The organism is Bowmanella pacifica (genome assembly GCF_014645355.1).
GTDB lineage: Bacteria > Pseudomonadota > Gammaproteobacteria > Enterobacterales > Alteromonadaceae > Bowmanella > Bowmanella pacifica.
In genome coordinates this window covers 89842-109488 of sequence record NZ_BMLS01000008.1, presented here as the reverse complement: position 1 = coordinate 109488, position 19647 = coordinate 89842, and the positions used below count along the sequence as shown (strand labels likewise).

General features: G+C 50.5%; 17 protein-coding genes and 4 tRNA genes. 15 read left to right on the top strand and 6 right to left on the bottom strand.

What is annotated here, in order from left to right:
- Window positions 1-11 precede the first annotated feature (11 nt).
- The 6 genes from ychF to IEX02_RS18515 all read left to right on the top strand — a co-directional run bounded on the left by ychF (window position 12) and on the right by IEX02_RS18515 (window position 3356).
- Window positions 12-1103, top strand: coding sequence for a redox-regulated ATPase YchF (gene ychF / locus IEX02_RS18540; protein WP_188698787.1), 1092 nt, complete (start codon window positions 12-14; stop codon window positions 1101-1103).
- A 377-nt stretch (window positions 1104-1480) separates the two neighbouring features.
- Window positions 1481-1557: transfer RNA gene (locus tag IEX02_RS18535), tRNA-Met, on the top strand.
- 5 nt (window positions 1558-1562) lie between these two features.
- A tRNA-Leu gene (locus tag IEX02_RS18530) sits at window positions 1563-1647 on the top strand.
- 3 nt (window positions 1648-1650) lie between these two features.
- Window positions 1651-1725: transfer RNA gene (locus tag IEX02_RS18525), tRNA-Gln, on the top strand.
- 28 nt (window positions 1726-1753) lie between these two features.
- A tRNA-Gln gene (locus tag IEX02_RS18520) sits at window positions 1754-1828 on the top strand.
- A 130-nt stretch (window positions 1829-1958) separates the two neighbouring features.
- Window positions 1959-3356, top strand: coding sequence for an alanine/glycine:cation symporter family protein (locus IEX02_RS18515; protein WP_188698785.1), 1398 nt, complete (start codon window positions 1959-1961; stop codon window positions 3354-3356).
- A 2-nt stretch (window positions 3357-3358) separates the two neighbouring features.
- Here the strand turns inward: IEX02_RS18515 and IEX02_RS18510 are convergent, their stop codons facing one another.
- Window positions 3359-4045 carry a hypothetical protein gene (locus IEX02_RS18510; RefSeq protein WP_188698784.1) on the bottom strand — a complete coding sequence of 229 codons (687 nt, stop codon included), beginning with the start codon at window positions 4043-4045 and terminating at the stop codon, window positions 3359-3361.
- 125 nt (window positions 4046-4170) lie between these two features.
- Complete coding sequence (locus tag IEX02_RS18505) at window positions 4171-5331, bottom strand: FAD-dependent monooxygenase (protein WP_188698781.1); 1161 nt, start codon at window positions 5329-5331, stop codon at window positions 4171-4173.
- A 205-nt stretch (window positions 5332-5536) separates the two neighbouring features.
- Between IEX02_RS18505 and IEX02_RS18500 the strand changes: the two genes are divergently transcribed.
- The 8 genes from IEX02_RS18500 to lnt all read left to right on the top strand — a co-directional run bounded on the left by IEX02_RS18500 (window position 5537) and on the right by lnt (window position 14158).
- Entirely contained in the window at window positions 5537-5827 is a 291-nt protein-coding gene (locus tag IEX02_RS18500) for a hypothetical protein (RefSeq protein WP_188698780.1), read from the top strand.
- Window positions 5828-6069: 242 nt separating this feature from the next.
- The gene (locus tag IEX02_RS18495) at window positions 6070-7662 is read left to right on the top strand and encodes a long-chain fatty acid--CoA ligase (RefSeq protein WP_188698778.1); all 1593 of its coding nucleotides are present in this window, start codon (window positions 6070-6072) and stop codon (window positions 7660-7662) included.
- A gap of 96 nt (window positions 7663-7758) precedes the next feature.
- Window positions 7759-8610, top strand: coding sequence for a DMT family transporter (locus tag IEX02_RS18490; protein WP_188698777.1), 852 nt, complete (start codon window positions 7759-7761; stop codon window positions 8608-8610).
- 140 nt (window positions 8611-8750) lie between these two features.
- Window positions 8751-10190 carry a tRNA (N6-isopentenyl adenosine(37)-C2)-methylthiotransferase MiaB gene (gene miaB / locus IEX02_RS18485; protein WP_188698773.1) on the top strand — a complete coding sequence of 480 codons (1440 nt, stop codon included), beginning with the start codon at window positions 8751-8753 and terminating at the stop codon, window positions 10188-10190.
- A gap of 14 nt (window positions 10191-10204) precedes the next feature.
- Window positions 10205-11254 (top strand): PhoH family protein, encoded by a 1050-nt coding sequence (locus IEX02_RS18480; protein ID WP_188698770.1) that lies wholly within the window; start codon window positions 10205-10207, stop codon window positions 11252-11254.
- Window positions 11251-11712, top strand: a complete 462-nt coding sequence (gene ybeY / locus IEX02_RS18475) for an rRNA maturation RNase YbeY (RefSeq protein WP_188698767.1) — start codon at window positions 11251-11253, stop codon at window positions 11710-11712. The genes IEX02_RS18480 and ybeY overlap by 4 nt, the downstream gene beginning before the upstream one ends.
- A gap of 33 nt (window positions 11713-11745) precedes the next feature.
- Window positions 11746-12624 (top strand): CNNM family magnesium/cobalt transport protein CorC, encoded by an 879-nt coding sequence (corC, locus tag IEX02_RS18470; RefSeq protein ID WP_188698765.1) that lies wholly within the window; start codon window positions 11746-11748, stop codon window positions 12622-12624.
- On the top strand, window positions 12602-14158 hold the full coding sequence (gene lnt, locus IEX02_RS18465) for an apolipoprotein N-acyltransferase (protein ID WP_188698762.1): 1557 nt from the start codon (window positions 12602-12604) through the stop codon (window positions 14156-14158). The genes corC and lnt overlap by 23 nt, the downstream gene beginning before the upstream one ends.
- Here the strand turns inward: lnt and IEX02_RS18460 are convergent.
- Together IEX02_RS18460 and IEX02_RS18455 are read right to left on the bottom strand one after the other, a co-directional pair.
- Window positions 14155-15276 carry an HD-GYP domain-containing protein gene (locus IEX02_RS18460; RefSeq protein WP_188698757.1) on the bottom strand — a complete coding sequence of 374 codons (1122 nt, stop codon included), beginning with the start codon at window positions 15274-15276 and terminating at the stop codon, window positions 14155-14157. The genes lnt and IEX02_RS18460 overlap by 4 nt on opposite strands.
- 83 nt (window positions 15277-15359) lie before the next feature.
- The gene (locus IEX02_RS18455) at window positions 15360-16286 is read right to left on the bottom strand and encodes a DMT family transporter (RefSeq protein ID WP_188698754.1); all 927 of its coding nucleotides are present in this window, start codon (window positions 16284-16286) and stop codon (window positions 15360-15362) included.
- A gap of 94 nt (window positions 16287-16380) precedes the next feature.
- Between IEX02_RS18455 and IEX02_RS18450 the strand changes: the two genes are divergently transcribed.
- Window positions 16381-17823, top strand: a complete 1443-nt coding sequence (locus IEX02_RS18450) for an aminotransferase-like domain-containing protein (RefSeq protein ID WP_188698751.1) — start codon at window positions 16381-16383, stop codon at window positions 17821-17823.
- Here the strand turns inward: IEX02_RS18450 and IEX02_RS18445 are convergent.
- The gene (locus tag IEX02_RS18445) at window positions 17818-18486 is read right to left on the bottom strand and encodes a glutathione S-transferase (protein ID WP_188698748.1); all 669 of its coding nucleotides are present in this window, start codon (window positions 18484-18486) and stop codon (window positions 17818-17820) included. The genes IEX02_RS18450 and IEX02_RS18445 overlap by 6 nt on opposite strands.
- A gap of 48 nt (window positions 18487-18534) precedes the next feature.
- On the bottom strand, window positions 18535-19644 hold the full coding sequence (zapE, locus tag IEX02_RS18440) for a cell division protein ZapE (protein ID WP_188698745.1): 1110 nt from the start codon (window positions 19642-19644) through the stop codon (window positions 18535-18537).
- Window positions 19645-19647 lie beyond the last annotated feature (3 nt).

Sequence of the window (19647 nt, the reverse complement as noted above, 5' to 3'; positions counted from 1 at the left end):
GAGGAATCACCATGGGTTTTAAATGTGGCATCGTTGGCTTACCCAACGTAGGTAAATCCACGCTGTTCAACGCGCTGACCAAAGCCGGTATAGAAGCAGCCAACTTCCCGTTTTGTACCATCGAACCCAATACCGGGGTGGTACCTGTACCAGATACCCGCTTGGATGACCTGGCCAAAATTGTAAACCCACAACGGGTGATCCCAACGACCATGGAATTCGTTGATATCGCCGGTTTGGTAGAAGGTGCGTCTAAAGGCGAAGGCCTGGGTAACAAATTCCTGGCCAATATCCGCGAAACCGATGCTATCGGCCATGTAGTACGCTGCTTTGACAATGACAATATCGTGCACGTGGCAGGAAAAGTTGATCCGGCCGGTGATATTGATGTGATCAATACCGAACTGGCCCTGTCGGATCTGGAAACCTGTGAGAAAGCCTTGTTGCGCGTAGGCAAGCGAGCAAAGGGCGGTGACAAAGACGCCAAATACGAGATGCAGGTACTTGAGAAGATCAAACCACATCTGGATGAAGGCAAAATGCTGCGCATGGTGACGTTGGAAAAGGAAGAACTGGCTGCAATTGCCTATATGAATTTCCTGACACTCAAGCCCACCATGTACATTGCCAACGTCAATGAAGACGGTTTTGAGAACAATCCTTACCTGGATAAAGTACGTGAGATTGCAGCGGCAGAGAACGCCGTGGTGGTTGCCGTCTGTGCGGCCATTGAGTCCGAAATCGCTGAACTTGATGACGATGAGCGCGCCGAGTTTATGGCGGATATGGGTCTGGAAGAGCCGGGACTTAACCGGGTAATTCGCGCCGGCTACAGCTTGCTCAGCCTGAACACTTACTTTACTGCCGGTGTCAAAGAAGTACGTGCCTGGACTTTTCCCATCGGTTCTACGGCACCACAAGCGGCCGGTAAAATTCATACCGACTTTGAAAAAGGCTTTATTCGTGCCGAAGTCGTCGGCTTTGAGCACTTCGTCGAATTCAAAGGGGAAGCCGGCGCTAAAGATGCTGGCAAGTGGCGCTTGGAAGGAAAAGACTACATCGTAAAAGACGGCGATGTTATCCACTTCCGCTTCAACGTTTAACGTAAAAGAGCCCGGTTTAACCGGGCTTTTTATTGTCCACGATTCAACCGCCAGGAAACCTGGCCAACGACCTGCTCACACACCATAGTCAAAATTTACCAATCACACCGTCATTCACCTCCCAGGCAGCACTTTTTTCTATCTACAAGATAAATATATTTTCCCGAAGAACGGAAAGTTAGCCTGCTAACAACACCAATTACATCGCGTAATTACATAAAACCTTGTTGATTTAGCTGATAATTTCATCGTTATGCGGTAATTTCACGTCAATCTGAACAGATACTGAGCATTCGACACAAAGCTGTCAAAAAAGGGGTTGACGCTTATAGGGAGGATCAGCATAATACGCGCCACTCAAGACGAGTACCGAAGATGGCTACGTAGCTCAGCTGGTTAGAGCACAGCACTCATAATGCTGGGGTCGCAGGTTCGAATCCCGCCGTAGCCACCATCAATGCGGAAGTGGTGAAATTGGTAGACACGCTGGATTTAGGTTCCAGTGCTTCACGGCGTGAGAGTTCGAGTCTCTCCTTCCGCACCATGTTGGGGTATCGCCAAGCGGTAAGGCAGCGGGTTTTGATCCCGCCATGCGTTGGTTCAAATCCAGCTACCCCAGCCAATTCTCTTCGGTATTGTTTTGACCCTTTTGGGGTATCGCCAAGCGGTAAGGCAGCGGGTTTTGATCCCGCCATGCGTTGGTTCAAATCCAGCTACCCCAGCCATATTAAGAAAAGCCGGTCTCTGACCGGCTTTTTGCTTTTTATCTCCCCTATCACACCTCTGCGGCTGGACAGAACATCACAATAACGCCAGTATAGGCGTCCAGAAGTCCAATAAGAATAAAGAGCAACAGTGATCCACGACATCGTTTCCGCCGTCAACGGCGTACTTTGGGGCTGGCTACTTATCGCCATGCTAATCCTCGCTGGCATTTGGTTTAGTGTTCGTTTGGGTGGCGTGCAGATATTCCAGTTTCGTCATATGTTCAGCCTGCTTAAAGGCAGTGGTCGACACGATAAAGCCGGTATCAGTTCTTTTCAGGCATTGTGCACCAGCTTATCTGCCCGGGTTGGCACAGGTAACTTGGCTGGGGTAGCTGTCGCTATCTCACTAGGAGGAGCCGGTGCGGTGTTCTGGATGTGGGTAATTGCCTTTTTAGGCATGGCCACCGGCTTTGCCGAAAGCCTGTTAGGCCAGTTGTATAAAGTTAAAGATGGTAACGGCGAATACCGGGGTGGCCCAGCCTATTATATTCAGCAGGGGCTAAACAAACGTTGGCTGGCCATCGCTTTTTCTTTGTGCCTTTTTTTAGGTTACGGTTTTATCTTCAGTGCCGTGCAAGCTAATTCCATTACCGATGCGTTAAACCACGCCTATGGCATTCCCACCTTACATGCTGGCGTTGTTATCATAATGCTGGCCGGTGTCATCGTTATCGGTGGATTACGGGGCATCGCCCGTTTCTCTGAATGGATGATCCCCTTTATGGGTATCAGCTATGTTTTAGTGGCAATTGGAATCACCCTGCTCAATATTGAGCAAGTCCCCGCCTTACTCTACAACATTATCAGTTCAGCCTTTGGCCTGCAGGAAGCTGCCGGCGGTGCTTTTGGTGCGGCACTTAAACATGGTATTCAACGAGGCTTGTATTCGAATGAAGCCGGCTCTGGCAGCGTGCCTCATGCTGCCGCCAGTGCTACCCCTAATCCTAACCACCCAGCCAGTCAGGGCTATGTACAAATGCTGGGGGTGTTTTTAGATACCATGGTGCTCTGTACCTGTACCGCTATGATTATTTTGCTGGCAGGTGGCTCTCAAGGTGAGCAAATGGAAGGTATTCGCCTGACGCAGGATGCCATGGCCTTTCACTTAGGGGGCGGCGGCAATGACTTTGTGGCAGCGGCCATTAGTCTGTTCGCCTTTACCTCTGTAGTGGCGAACTACGCTTATGGCGAGAGTAACCTACATATGTTTAAACTGGATAACCGTGCCGGACGCAGTATCTACACCAGCGGTTACCTGGCCATGATTTTATGGGGCTCCATGGCCTCCTTGCCCCAGGTATGGGCCATGGCCGATATGGCGCTGGGTTTAATGACGGTGATTAATATCATCGCCATCGTTTGGCTGACCCCCACCATAGTCAATGTCAGCCGGGATTACCTGGCGCAGCGACAAGCCGGTAAGACCCCCGAGTACCGCGACGGCAACTGCGAAATACAGGGCAATACCCAGCAGTGGCGCAGCTAACCTCACTGGGTTGTATCTGGCCCGGCTAACGTGGTTGCAGATTCATCGGCTAATGGAATGATGCTGGCCACATTGGCATGTGGCAGCATCAGCACCTGCTGATTGTTTTTATCAAACAGCCATAAATAGCGGCTGGTCGAGACGATAATCTGCACATCATTCAGGATAGGGCGGGCCGGCATTTCCTTTGGGTAGCCTATGGGATATTGGGTAAAGACTTTAAAGCCTGGTCCTTTGCCCTCTTTTATACTGGTGCTGTCACTCTGGGCTACGATCATCGCATACCAATAAAGAAAGAAGCCAAACATCAGTACAAAAACCAATAGCGGATTGAATTTGAAAAACGGCTTACTGGAAAGATCAGAAAAACGGCAATACCAGCTCCATCGGCCCCGCATACGTTTATCCAGCAAGTAGAAGCCATAAACCAACAGGCTAATCCCCAGCCAGGCTACCAATGGGGTGGGTTTAGCAATCACGGCTAAAAAGAAGTCTGCCAGCTCGATATGTTGAAGCCCATCAATCTCGAACTGAGCTAACAAGGCATGAATATACATAAGGCCACAAGTGCTGGCCAACAGATACAACACCGACAGAACTAACGCAGGATGCTGCCTGATATAGGCAACCGTATCAGAAAGACTGCGACCTAACTGCTGATAAAACTCTTCCGTATTGTTTACCGACATATCGATTTGTGTTCCATCAAATTGCGAGCAGGACAGGAATATCCCTGACAATAACGCCAGTTGTGAGATTTTGAACTCTTTAAACCACTGAATTGCAACAGAGTAAAGCTAAAATAGCAGGTCAGTCACAGCCCCATCGCGTAACGAGTCACCTGTCTTTTTACCGGTCCCGCTCGCTGCGCTAACCCCAAGCCCAGATTGCGTAAGGCCTTCAATGGCGCAATATTGTTGCTGAAGGCGGCATACAACATATCCATGGTGGACATCATTAGCAGATTGTCTTTGTATCGTTTGCGCTGATACTGTTGTAACTTTGTATCCAACTGATGTTTATCTGCAAGCCAGGTATGTTCCGCTAACAGCTCCAACAAGCATGCAACGTCTTTAAAACCCAAGTTAACGCCCTGCCCCGCCAACGGATTAATGGTATGGGCCGCGTCTCCCAGTAACACCACGCGCTGATGAACATAGTTATTAGCGTGCATCCGGGTCAGCGGGAAGCTGGCAGTTTCCAGAATATCAAAATTGATTAACTCCTCAGGGAATACGGCCTGCACCTCGTACTTTAGCGCCTCAAAGCTCAGGGCTTTTAATCGCTGTATCTCAGCAGCACTGTTATACCAGACCAACGAAGCATAACCTTGATACAAAGGTAAAAAGGCCAGTGGGCCGCTGGGTCTAAAACGCTGCCAGGTAATATCTTGCTGCGCCTGCTCGGTTTTTATCGAGATAGCCAAGGCTTGCTGTGCATACTGCCAACCATGGGTAGCAATACCCGATAATTGCCGAACCCGTGAAGCGGCACCATCTGCGCCGATGATTAATTCAGCCTGCAGCCTGGTGCCATCATCAAGTTCAGCCACCGCCATCTCATGGGTTTGCTGGAGTCCTTTTATTCCAGCACTAAACCAGCTTACCGGATACGCCGCCAGCGCTTGATGCAGTCCCAACTGCACGATGCGGTTTTCAATGATGTGTCCCAAGTGCTCACAGTCCAGTTCATCACTGGAGAAATCGGTACGCCCCTGCTCTTCCCAAACCGATAAACGCCGATAACAACAATGCCGCATCTCTTTAATAAACGACCAGGCTCCGAGTGCTTCAAGCAGTTGCTCAGATGCCAAACTAATAGCGGATACTCTGACATCTGGTGGCTGCATAGCGTCGAATGGGGTTGGCATGGCTGGCTCTATCACTGCCACCCGATACCCCTGATGAGCAAGTCCCAATGCGGCAGATGCACCCACCATATTACCGCCGACTACCACTATATCGAATTTCTGCATGCGCTCAGACACCTGACTCCATTTGCCGGCAAGCATAGCACGACAAAGACACCGATTTCGTCGACCATCTGCGGTTTTTCTTTGACTTGTAACAACTCAAGGCAAAATGCGCCAATAGACAAATTTTATTACATCCTCAGTACAACTTTTTGGCCACCTACAGCTACATATATAACAAGCGCCTATGCTACTACCGGAGACAATCATGAAACCTTCAGCCTTAGTTGCCACTTTCGGCTTGCTTGTCAGTCTCAGCAGCCACGCCGCCTTAAATCAGGATAACGATACCCTTCGTTATGTGTTCACCTACAAGTTGAACAAAACCCTGAGCTATATGGAGTACCAATATCAGGTGGTTAAACAGGATATTGCAAACGAGCTAGAAGACGATATTCAAAGCCAGGTGCTTGGCGCCATGGCTGATCAGTTAATCGCAGCCAATCCCCCTCAGGCGGGTAAGACGACACAACCCAAAGTCATGCCCGAACAGCTTTAACGCATATCTCCCCCCTGCCGCTGACGTTGTTTGAACACAACTTAGCGGCATTCTTTTTTTTCACTTCCCCTCAGCAAAGGATCTATTCACAGTCTTGCCTGGAAAAACAGACACCTGCTGTATTCGGACCAGAGTAGATTTCCAACCATAACCCGTTACTATGGATATCAGCGCATCCTCGATGCTGCGCGCAATAAGCCAGTTCAAATAAAAAATAAAAGAAGTATAAAAAGGAGAACCCTATGCTGAACCTGGTCCCCAACAAGCCGTTGAATGTCAGTGATATCCTGCTTCATATGCGTCGTGTGCATGCCGGACAACAAGTCGTCAGTGTCGGCGCTGACGGAACAATCCATCACACCAGTTACGAGAATGTAACGGACAGGGTCGCACAGCTAGCCAACGCCCTGAAAGGCCTTGGGGTTCAGGTTGGAGATTGTCTGTCAACCCTGGCATGGAACGATCAACGCCACCTGGAAATCTACTTTGCCGTGCCCGGACTCGGTGCCATCTGCCATACCGTCAACCCCCGTTTATTTAGTGAACAACTGGCCTACATCCTTAAAGATGCAAACTCTCAATGGTTATTTGTTGACCCTATGTTTGTACCTTTAATAACGCCTTTGCTTGGTGGGCTCCCCGCCTTAAAAGGCATCATTGTTCTGGGAGGTGCAAGCCAACTCGACCCCGCCTGGGCAGCTCTAGGTAATGGCATTCAATGGTATGACTACGAAAGCTTGCTTAGTGGGCATGCTCGTCAGTTTGATTGGCCGGTATTGGATGAAAACACACCTTGTGGCTGCTGTTATACCTCGGGAACCACCGGGGACCCCAAGGGAGTGCTGTATAGCCATCGCTCCACCGTATTGCACAGCCTGGCCATCGCCTTACCGGATTCTGCCGGTTTATCTGCTACCGACAGTGCACTGATTGTGGTGCCGATGTTCCATGTTAATGCTTGGGGTTTACCCTACTCTGGTGCCATGGTGGGTGCCAAGATGGTTCTTCCAGGCCGCTTTATGGGGGACGGCGCTATGCTGGCAAAGCTAATAGCGCAAGAACAGGTTACCCTGGCAGCAGGTGTACCCACCGTATTGCAGGCTTGGGTGAATCATCAATCTACGCCGGTAGACAACGACTTGCGGGTTATCGTCGGTGGCGCGGCCTGCACGGAAAGCTTGCGGGCAGGTCTGGAAGCGCTTGGCTGTGAGGTACGGCCAGCTTGGGGTATGACTGAAACCTCCCCCATCGGCACAGTCAATCGCGCGGGAACAGACGAACACCGTCTCAGTCCTGGTCAGGCGGTATTTGGTGTCGAACTGCGTATTATCGATGATCAAGGCCAGCCGCTGGCTCACGATGGTGAGCAAAGTGGTGAGCTACAGATAAGAGGGCCATGGATAGTCAGTGGCTATATCGGCAAACCTGGGGCTGAGGCATTTAATGAAGACGGCTGGTTTAGCACAGGTGATATTGCTCGTCTTTATCCCGATGGCTACATGCATATTACCGACCGGGCCAAAGATCTGATCAAATCAGGGGGCGAGTGGATAAGCTCGTTGGCGCTGGAAGAAATTGCCAGCCGTCATCAGGAAGTCACCACCGCCGCGGTCATTGCCATGCCTCATCCTCAATGGGATGAGAGACCGCTGCTGCTGGTCGTAGTTAAAGATCCACAAAATGTTGACGAACAAACCCTGCTGGACTGGTTTGACGGCAAAGTCGCCAAATGGTGGAAGCCGGATGCGGTGCGCTTTGTAGATGCACTGCCCTTAACCGCAACAGGCAAAATAGACAAGAAGAAGCTACGTAGCCTGTATACAGAAAGCGACTGACAATATTTAACTAACGACCAGGTTTTTCTGCACCCCACGTAACATCCACGCGCGCCTCTGCTAGAATGGCGCGCGTTTTTACCATTCTGGACTGCTATGCGTTCTCCCATGTTGCTCGGTGCTCTGTGCCTGATTCTGGCCGAAGCCTTATTTGCCGGCGTAGGTGCACTGGTCAAACACCTCAGTGACAGCCTGAACCAGTCGCAGTTAGTATTTTTTCGCAACCTGTTTGCACTGTTCTTTCTGCTCCCCTGGCTGTTTAAAGCCGGTCTCTCGGGGCTTAAAACCCAACACTTTGGTCTTCATTTGTTACGTTCCACATCCGGGTTACTGGGCATGTATTGTTTCTTCTATGTGCTGGCCAATCTTCCCCTAGCCCAAGCCATGATGGCCCTTCTTGTGGCCCCCTTTATCGTGCCTATTATTGCATTCTTCTGGCTTAAGGAGCACATCAGTCAAAAGAGCTTGATGGCCATTGGTCTGGGGTTCATCGGCTGCGCCTTAGTTCTTCGTCCAGAGTCCGGTGGCTGGAATCTCTTTGTGCTGTTAGCGCTATGTTGCGCCACCTTTGTCGCCTTTACCAAATGCACTATCCGCAAACTTAGCGGCTCAGAGCCGTCCGGGCGCATTGTGTTTTATTTCACCGGACTGGCCACCATAGTGTCTTTTTTTCCCTTTCTGGCCAACTGGCAGCCCATGCCGAACTCGGCCTGGCCCTGGCTGCTGTTAATGGGGCTGATGGCCGCCATAGGTCAGCTACTGATGACCAAGGCTTTTCAGCTCGCTTCTCCAGTACGAATCGGCTTACTCACCTACAGTAGCGTGCTCTTTGCCGCCTTTCTGGGCTATTGGTTTTGGCAGGAGCCTGTGTCGGCGGGGTTGCTGGCCGGTACCTTGCTAATTGTCTGGGCAGCCAATCTCACCATTCGTCAGCGTTGGCTATGGTAAGCAAGGATGGCAAATGGCAGTGGTATAGCTGGCAACTGAGCGCCAGTGGCGGTAAAATACGCGGTTAATCACGTACCAAATTTTTAAAGGAAGGCATTTGGCCTTTCTTTTTTACTTATTAGGGTTTTACTTAAAGCAGTATGAGCAAGAAATTATTCATCAAAACCTGGGGCTGCCAGATGAACGAGTACGACTCGGAGAAAATGGCAGATCTACTGGATTCCACCCACGGCTATCAGGCCACTGAAAATCCTGAAGAGGCCGATGTTATTCTGCTCAACACCTGTTCCATTCGTGAAAAGGCTCAGGAAAAGGTCTTCCACCAGTTGGGCCGTTGGAAAAACCTAAAGAAGCAAAACCCAGAGCTGATTATTGGTGTAGGTGGCTGTGTGGCGTCGCAGGAAGGCGATCATATTCGTGAACGTGCACCTTACGTGGATATCGTATTCGGCCCACAAACCCTACACCGCCTGCCGGAAATGATTAATCAGGTTAAAGGTACCCAATCGCCGGTGGTGGATATCAGTTTCCCGGAAATCGAGAAGTTTGACCGCCTGCCCGAGCCGCGTGCAGAAGGTCCCAGTGCCTTTGTATCTATTATGGAAGGCTGCTCTAAATATTGCAGCTTCTGTGTGGTGCCTTATACCCGTGGCGAAGAAGTCAGCCGCCCGGCCGACGATGTTATCTATGAAATAGCCCAACTTGCCGAGCAAGGGGTACGTGAAGTAAACCTGCTGGGCCAGAACGTAAATGCCTTTCGCGGCGTGAATCATGACGGCAGTATCTGTACTTTCGCTGAACTGCTGCATTTAGTGGCAGCCATTGATGGCATTGACCGTATCCGCTATACCACCTCGCACCCGGTGGAATTTACCGACGACATTATCGAAGCCTACGCCAACATTCCGGAACTGGTGGATCATTTACACCTGCCGGTTCAAAGTGGTTCAGATCGTATTCTGACCATGATGAAGCGTGGCCACACTGCCATCGAATACAAGTCCAAAATTCGTCGCCTGAAGAAGATTCGCCCAGACCTGAGTATGTCGTCAGATTTCATCATTGGTTTTCCAGGTGAAAGCGACGAGGACTTCCAGGCCACTATGGATCTGATTCAGGCCATTGGCTATGACCTTAGTTTCAGCTTTATCTACAGTGCCCGTCCAGGCACGCCAGCGGCCGATTTGCCAGATGATGTCAGCGAAGACACCAAGAAACAGCGTCTCTACCTGCTTCAGCAGCGTATCAACCAACAGGCCATGGACATCGCCCGCAAAATGGTGGGCAGCGAACAGCGTATTTTGGTGGAAGGCCCATCCAGAAAAGATGCCGGTGAGTTGTGTGGTCGTACCGAGAATAACCGGGTGGTCAACTTTGTCGGCAGCGATGACATGATTGGTGAATTTGTCGATGTGAAGATTGTCGATGTGTTTGCCAACTCCTTGCGCGGTGAAGTGGTACGTCGCGAAACCGATATGGGCCTGCGCGTCAGCGTCACGCCACAAAGCATCATTCAAAAGCAGGCCAATCAGCCCGATACCCTGGGCGTCGGCCAGTATATTCCCATCAGCATGCAATAAGCAGGAGAGGATCTTTGCCCAATCAACTGGTCAGTAACGAACTTGTACTGGAACCTAATGACCACAAACGGCTCTCCAGCCTTTGTGGTCCCTTTGATGACAATATCAAACAAATAGAGCGCCGCCTGGGTGTGGAAATCAGCCACAGAGAAAATCTGTTTAAGGTTATGGGTAAAGCCCAGCAAACCATGGCCACGGCTGAATTGCTAAAATTGTTGTATATCGAAACCCAACCGGTAAAAGGCCAGATCCCTGACTTGGATGCTGAGAAAGTCCACCTGGCGATTCAGGAAGCAAAATGCCTGGAACAGGCTGAAGCGGGTAAATACGGTAAGGAAGTACATATTAAGACCAAGCGTGGCGTGATTAAGCCACGCAATCCCCATCAGTCTCAATATGTACAGAATATCGTTAATCACGATATCAGTTTTGGCATTGGCCCGGCCGGTACCGGCAAAACCTATCTGGCCGTGGCCAGTGCAGTGGATGCCCTGGAACGTCAGGAAATCCGCCGTATTCTGTTGACTCGTCCGGCCGTGGAAGCCGGTGAAAAACTGGGCTTTTTGCCCGGTGACCTGTCACAGAAAGTTGACCCTTATCTACGCCCGCTGTACGACGCCCTGTTCGAAATGCTTGGTTTTGAGAAGGTTGAAAAGCTGCTTGAGCGCAATGTTATTGAAGTTGCGCCACTGGCCTACATGCGCGGCCGCACTCTGAATGATTCTTTTATCATTCTGGATGAAAGCCAGAATACCACGGTGGAACAGATGAAGATGTTCCTGACCCGTATCGGCTTTAACTCCAAGGCCGTGATTACCGGCGATATCACCCAGGTGGATCTGCCCCGCGGCGCCCGTAGCGGTCTGCGTCACGCCATCGAGGTACTCAAGGACGTGAATGATATTTCGTTTAATTTCTTTGACGCGTCCGATGTAGTGCGCCACCCCGTGGTGAGCCGTATCGTGCAGGCCTATGAGGAACACGAGCGGGAACAGGAAGAAATCAAACTTGCCCAGGAGCAGCAGCGTAAAGCCGAACGCAACAACGGTGATACACATTCATGAGCGTCAATTTGGACTTGCAGCTAGCCAGTGAGGCTGATGCGCTACCACAACAGCAGGATATTCAAACCTGGTTAGATGCGGTATTAGATGAGGTACAACTTCCCCAAGGGGAGGTAACCGTGCGTATTGTCGATGAGACAGAAAGCCGCGAGTTGAATCATCAGTATCGTGGTAAGGATTACCCGACCAATGTCTTATCCTTTCCCTTTGAAGCACCACCTGGGGTGGAGTTGGATTTGCTCGGCGATCTGGTGATTTGTGCGCCGGTGGTTGCCCATGAAGCGGCCGAACAGCATAAACCACTGCAGCATCATTGGGCACATATGTGTGTTCACGGCACCTTGCATTTACTGGGCTTTGACCATATAGATGACAACGATGCCGAGGAGATGGAAAACCTAGAAATCCGCATCCTGGCAAAATTAGCCATTGACGATCCTTACTTGGATCGGGAATGATACCCCCCTCATTGAGATACAAGATTGGAGCCTATGAGCGACGACAGTCCCCACTCTAGCAACGGTTCTTCCAATAAAGGCTGGCTGGAAAAGATAGTCCAGAGCCTGTCGGGAGAACCGCAAAACAGAGAACAGTTGGTTGAAGTAATCAACGAAGCCCAGCAACGTGAAGTCATAGACAACGCCACCCGCGACATGATCGAAGGGGTGCTGGAAATTAGCGAAATGCGCGTCAGGGACATTATGATCCCCAGAGCCCAAATCGTGACCATCGGCATTGACCAGACCGTCGCAGAATTCCTGCCGGTGGTACTGGAGTCCGCCCACTCGCGCTTCCCCGTGATCAACGAAGACAAAGATCATATCGAGGGGATCCTGCTGGCTAAAGATCTGCTGGAATACGGCTTTAACCCCGAAAAAGATTTCCGACTCAAAGACATTCTGCGCCCGGCCATTATCGTACCGGAAAGTAAGCGCGTAGATGTGCTGCTCCGTGAGTTCCGTCAGGAACGCTATCACATGGCCATTGTGGTGGATGAATACGGCGGTGTGTCGGGTCTGGCGACGATAGAAGATATTCTTGAACTGATCGTCGGTGAAATTGAAGATGAGCATGATGTTGAAGAGAATGAAACGGATGATATCCGCCCTCTGAATAAATGCACATTTTCCGTTAAAGCCCTGACCTCTGTGGAGGACTTTAACGATTATTTCAATACCGGTTTTGATGAAGAAGAAGCCGACACTATTGGTGGTATCGTGCTGCGCGCATTTGGGCATATGCCCATGCGGGATGAATTTGTTGTGATTGACGGTATTGAATTTCGCGTTACTAACGCGGACAAGCGCCGTTTGATCCAATTAAAAGTGAGTCTGCCGAAAAAGGATGATGCCGAAGATCAAGGCAGCTAAACAGCTGCTACCAACCTGCCTTATCAGTCTTTTACTGGGGGCAGGTTTAACCTTCTCTTACGCACCATTCGGTGCTTGGTACCTCGCTCCGTTATTATTAGCTGGCTTTTTCTGGCTGCTGAATAACAAAGGGCGGTCTCATGCATTTGTGAGTGGCTGGAGCTTTGGCCTAGGTTGGTTTGGCGCCGGCATAAGCTGGGTGCATGTCAGTATTGCTGATTTTGGTGGCCTGCCCCTGGCAGGCTCCATTGGCCTGATGTTACTGCTTTGCGCTTATCTGGCGCTCTATCCTGCCCTGGCGTCATCGCTGCTGGTGCGTTTTATCAGGCCCGCTTATTGGCCATTGGCCATTGGATTTATCTGGCTGTTTTGCGAATGGCTCCGAAGCTGGATGTTAACGGGTTTTCCCTGGTTATCTGTGGGTTACAGCCAGTTACATGGGCCCCTTGGTGGCTATTTACCAATGGTGGGCGAAACCGGGGTCAGTGTGCTGCTGGTCACCCTGGCGTGCAGCCTGGGCTTGTTGCTCCCTAAACGCCATTTCAAATCCGCTGTAGTGATTACCGCTGTTCTCCTGATCAGCGGTTACCTTTTGGGCAAGCAGCAATGGACAAAGGCTACAGGTCAATCAATTAAGTTGGCCATGGTACAGGGCAATATCCAACAGTCTCTGCGCTGGGTTCCGGAGCAGGATCTGCCAACCATGAATCTCTACCGGCATCTGACAGATACCCATTGGGACGCCGACCTGATTATCTGGCCGGAAGCGGCCATTCCTAAGCTAGAGCCTCTGGCACTGCGCTATTTACAAGAACTGGATGAAACCGCCGCCGGTCATCAAACGGCCTTAGTCACGGGCATTGTTAATTACAACTTTGAAACCCGAGATGCTTTTAACAATTTAATTGTATTAGGCAGTCAAGACGGCCAGGCAGAGGGTCATTATCGTTATCCACATGCTAATCGCTATGCCAAACACCATCTGCTCCCTATTGGCGAGTTTATTCCATTCGAGGATTGGTTACGAGGTATCGCTCCCTTGTTTGATCTGCCCATGTCGTCTTTCAGCCGCGGTGACTTTCAGCAACCTAATCTACAGGCCAATGGATTACATCTGGCACCGGCCATTTGTTTTGAAATTGCCTTCCCCAATCAGATTCGCGCCAACCTCCATCAGCATACAGATTACATTCTGACGGTGAGTAATGATGCCTGGTTTGGTCACTCCCATGGTCCACATCAGCATCTTGAAATTGCTCAGGTGCGCGCCAGAGAATTCGGCATCCCCGTGCTACGGGCCACCAATAATGGCATCACGGCTGTGATTGGTAGCCAAGGACAACTGCTCGACGAACTTCCCCAGTTTCAGCAAGGCGTATTGGTCAGCGATGTACCGCGCTACAGTGGTCAAACACCTTATGGCAAGTTTGGTGATTTGTGGGCTTGGCTATTGGCTACCCTGGGATTGCTATTGGCCTTGTGGTTACCCAGGCGTCATAGCGCCAAGCAAGCTATCGCCCCTTCGGTGAACTAACCGAAGGGATTTTCTTTAAAGATACGCTGAATCTCTTCCACCTCCTGACGCTGTGCGATTAACGCATCCACGCAGTCACTGTCGAGTTTACTGCCAGCCAGTTCACGCAACGTCGTAAAGGCACGTTCATTATCCCAGGCATCTTTATAGGGACGCTTGCTGGTTAAGGCGTCAAATACATCAGCCACGGCCACAATTTTGGCTTCCAGCGGTATCTGCGCTTCCAGTAAGCCATCAGGATAACCGCTGCCATCTAGCGCTTCATGATGGTGCCTGACGATATTCCGCAGGATAGAAATATGCGGCATGTTATTCAGGCCAAAATTTCCCATCAGTTTGTCCACCATCTCCGCCCCTGCTTCGGTGTGGCCTTTCATGATCTGAAACTCAGCGTCTGTCAGCTTGCCGGTTTTGAGCAATACCCTGTCGGGAATGCTGATTTTGCCCAAATCATGTAAGGGTGAAAACAGATAGACATGTTCGACAAAGGTATCATCTACGCCAAACTTGTTTGCCGTACGCAGCGCTATTAGCCTGGCATAGCGCGACATACGTTCCAGATGATAGGCGGTTTCAGGATCCCTTGAATGGGTCATATCCCGGGCAGAACGTAGCGTGGCCAGTAAGGTTCTGCTGTGGGACTGTAAGGTGGCCACCAGCAGAGTCAAAAACTGAGCGATTAAGTCCAATTCAGACAAGCAGCGGGGATAGAACGCATCGGTCTGATCTGCATTAAAAAACACAAAACCTAACAACTGGCCTTGCCACATCATCGGCACGGTATAACTGGAACGATAACCGGCAGCGAAGATCTCGTAGGCATGGCGATGCTGACTGTCGGCAAAGACACTAAGATCCTGCTCTACTCTCGTGCCCTGCGACCTGGCCAGTTCAAGCAACGAATGACATTCGCTAAGCTTGGCCTGATAATGGTTAAGTCCGCATACCTCACCACTGTAGGCAAAAGTGCGTACCATGTCGGTTTTGTCATCATACAGAGCCACGGCAATACGGTTCAAAAAGCTAAAATTGCGCGCGGCAACCTCATGGAGATGCTGAAGCTGCGCGGCCAACCCAACCTTGTTGTCAGCAAAGCCCTGCTCATTGCTTAACATCATTGTCATTGCTCCCTATGCTTTTAATACAACAGCAAGGTTATTTGATATAACAGCTCAGCCCTGATTCAGCAATGGTGATTCGTTCAGTTTAGCTTACGTTGCCCAACGAATACGTTAGTCGCCAACCAACTGCGGATCCGAGAATAAGGCGTTAAGACCAGGCCGTTACCACACAGCACGAGTAAAAAACCCCAAAGCGTGAAGCCATTCCACTGGAAATCTTCAAACCAGCTACTCAAGGCCACCGCCACCAGTGGAAACAGCACGATCACGTAACTGGCTTTCTGCGGACCGATATTTTTAAGTAACACAAAGTAGCAAGCGAAAGCGACCACAGTGCCGAAAATGGCCAGATATAGCAGGCTAATAACATAAGGGGCACGATAGTCAAAACTGAAACTGGCACCGCTCAAAACAGATACCACAGCTAACACCAGGGTGCCGTACAACATACCCCATGCATTACCTTGTAATACTCCCACCTGACGTTTAGAGTTTCGCACGCTGACCATATTACCAAAGGATGCAATCAGGGTACCGGCCAGCGCCATCAGTAATCCAACCAGTACTTTGTTGGACAAGTCCAGTTGCTGCAAATCCTGCCAGAACAGTAAAACAATACCGGCAATACCTAATAACGCGCCCCAATATATACGCCCCGCAATAGGCTGCCCGAAAAACAATCGGGTATTGACGATATTCATCAACAACATAGTGGAAAACGCTATAGAAGCCAACGCCGAGGTCAAATAAGCCTGCGCCCAATACAACACCAAGTAATTGAAGCCGAAATTACACAGCGCCAACAGCATAAAGAAGGCATGCTGGCGCAGGTCATACTGCATAGGTAGTTTTCGATACCAGCAATACCCCCACATTAACAACGCAGCAAGACCAAAGCGATAAACCAGTGAGACCTCGGGTGCCACGACTCCCAACTGAAACTCAATAGCCAGCCAGGTTGAGCCCCAAATCAACACGGTGACCAGATAAAGGAGAGTGTTTTTCATTGCGCGTCCGGGTATTCATTTCAATGCAGGCTATGATAAAGATTATCTGTATACTTAACATATACAGATTGTAAAAAAGCGACCTACACAGATTATGCAACCGTTAGTCAACCGCGACAATCACACTTACCTGTACCGGCAGGTGGCAGACATCATTCGACAAATGCAAATAAATGGCACACTAAAGGCCGGCGAACGCATTCCGTCACTGAGACAGTTGGCCACCACATTGAATATCAGTGTCCCCACGGTCAAGCAAGCCTATGAAGAGCTAGAGCGCATCGGTATGCTGGAGTCCCGTCCTAAATCCGGCTATTTCCTGCGCGTCAATCCGCCCGGCAATGCCGTCCCCCGAAAACCCAAACTCGCAACAAAAGCACTGCCAGTCAGCAGACAACAACTGATAGAGCAGGCCTACAATGCCATTCATGTACCGGGCATTATTCCTTTGGGTATATGTAATCCGGTTGCCGCACTCCCCAGTAACAAAGCGCTGGCCAGGTGCATGCGACGGGTGATGTCCATGGCCGGTGAGCAGGCCATTGGGTATGGTCCCTTTGCCGGTTTCGAGCCTTTAAAGCGCCAACTTGCACTTCGTTATCTGGATATGGATATGAAGGTTAATCCCGACCAAATCGTTATCACCAACGGTGCCCAGGAAGCCCTAACCCTGGCCCTGAAGTTAGTAGCCAGTCCCGGCGATATCATTGCCGTTGAGTCCCCCTGTTATTTCGGTATTTTGGAATTAATAGAGAGTCTGGGTATGCTGGCCTATGAAATCCCGGTCTGTCCACAAGAAGGCATCAGCGTTGATGATGTGATTCAGGCGCTGGACCGCCATCCTATTAAGGCCTGTGTGCTGTCATCCAGTATTACCAACCCCATGGGTGCCTTGAACAGTGAAGAAAGCAAACGTCAATTGGTTGCGTTACTTGAAGCTCGGCGGGTTTATTTGGTGGAAGATGATGTGTACGGCGATCTGTATTTTGGTGAAAAACGTGGCCTGCCTGCTCAGCGTTATGCAACACAAGGCTGGGTGCTAACCTGCAGTTCGTTTTCCAAAACGGCCGCGCCCAGCCACAGAGTAGGTTGGCTATTGGCCCCCGGGCTTGCCAACCAGGCCGCCAGTCTGAAACGCGCCCTATCCTGCTCATCTTCCTTGCTTAATCAATGGAGCTTGTCTGAGTTTATTGGCAGCGGCGAATACGACAGATATCTGCGTCAGCTTCGTCAGGTGCTATTTACCAATAAAGAACGGATGCTGGCGTGCATTGCCCGCCACTTTGTCAGCGGGACCCGAGTAAGTAACCCTGCGGGTGGCGCGGTTTTGTGGCTGGAACTGCCGAAAAAGCTGGACGGCAACATGCTGTTTCAGCAAGCGTTGCCGTTGGGGGTAAGTTTGATGCCCGGCACTTTGTTTGCCCCTTCGGACAAGTACCGGCATTGCATCCGGCTTAGCTACGGCTTGCCCTGGTCAAGTCAGGTGGAAGACGCCGTTGCCGCCATAGGTCAACTTAGCAAATGTCAGCATTCATAACGCGTATGCGTATTCTGGACCGGTTTTCAAAGCCCGCTGATAAGCTGGGCGAGACTGAATCCGCTTAACATATGCACGAATGTTCTGCTGTGATTCAGGCACCAGTCCCCGGCTTACGGCAGCTTCCAGAGGAAAACTCATCTGGATATCTGCACCGCTGGGCCTGTCTCCCGCAAACCATTGCCTGTCCGCCAGTGACTGTTCGATAAAAGCCAGATTATTCTGAATATTGGGACTGACAAAGGCCTTCATCACCTTGTCAGCAATGCCCCTGGCAATGGGGCGGATAAAAAACGGCATGGGGTTGGTACGAATTTTATCCATCACTAGTTTCAGTAACATAGGTGGCATCAGGCTACCTTCGGCAAAATGCAACCAATAGTGATAATGCCAATACTCTTCCGTGCCTCTGGCGGGGATCCACTGCGGTCCATACTGTTCACAGAGGTACTGGATAATGGCGCCCGACTCCGCCAGTATCAGCCCATCATCAGTAACAAGGGGGGATTTTCCCAACGGATGTAACGCCTTCAACGCCGGGGGCGCTAGCATGGTCTTAGCGTCACGTTGATAGGTTTGGAGCTCATAGGGGATTTGCAATTCCTCCAGCAACCAAAGAACGCGTTGGGAACGGCTATTATTCAAATGATGCAATTGCAGCATGCCAGTGGGTCCTGATTTGTTTGACATAACTTACGCACACCACAGGTTTTAGATCAGTCCTTGTTGATATTCCAGCGAGCCCATCTCTGCCAGGCGACTCTTCAGTCGCTCAAACTCAAACAGCAGAGCCCCTTCGGTATACAGACTATCCAACGGCAAACATGCGGTAACATAGAGCCTGACGCCCATGCTGTAACACTGATCAACCAAGGCAATAAAACGTCGGGTGGCATTGTCATGGGCCCCTAAACTCACAATACGTTCGCCGGTTTCACCTGAGCCCAGAGCACTGTCTTCCGTTCCCCTGGCTTTTATCTGTTCGTTCCTCTGCGCTGACAATGGCGGCACATCCAACAGCAACAGGTTATCAAAACGCTCACACAGCTCAATATAATCAAGGTGGCTTCGCGGCCCTTGGCAAAGCGCAGCAAAGTCAAAGGCGACACTAGTGCCATTAATACCCAGACTCTCTACTTCGCGTCCCATCAAGGTCAACGTGTTCAGCCCTTGTAGTTGATGTTCAGCCAGTAAGCGCCGGTTAGTGTCCAACATCTCCTGCCCCTGGCACACCCAGTAGCAAGGAACAGCTGTTAGCTCACGCAAGCGGTAGTCAACCTGTCCATTTAGGTACATAACCTGACAGTGCTGTTCAATAGCCGCTATAGCCGGCAAGAAACGGGCTCTTTGCAGCCCATTGATATATAACTGCGCTGGCTCACAATTACTGGTTGCGACCAATACCACGCCTTGCGTAAACAAGGCTTGCAGTAGTCTACCCAACAGCATGGCATCAGCAATATCAGAGACAAAGAACTCATCAAAACACAGTACCTTGCATTCCGCCGCCACGCGCCGAGCAATCAGTATAAGCGGATCTTCCCGGCCTCCCAGCTCTCGTAAGGTACTGTGCAAATCACGCATAAATTCGTGAAAGTGTTGACGCTTTACCATCGCTGTAGGCAATTGCTGAGCAAAGGCATCCATCAGCATGGTTTTACCACGCCCAACTTTCCCCCACACATACAGACCGCGACATGGCTGGCCATTCTTTAAACAACGCGCTAACCTCTGCAGCGCTTGCTGAACCAGTAATTGTTCATTATCCAGCCGAATACCCGGGTCAAGTCTGTCCGCTGCCACATTATTATCAAACAACATAAC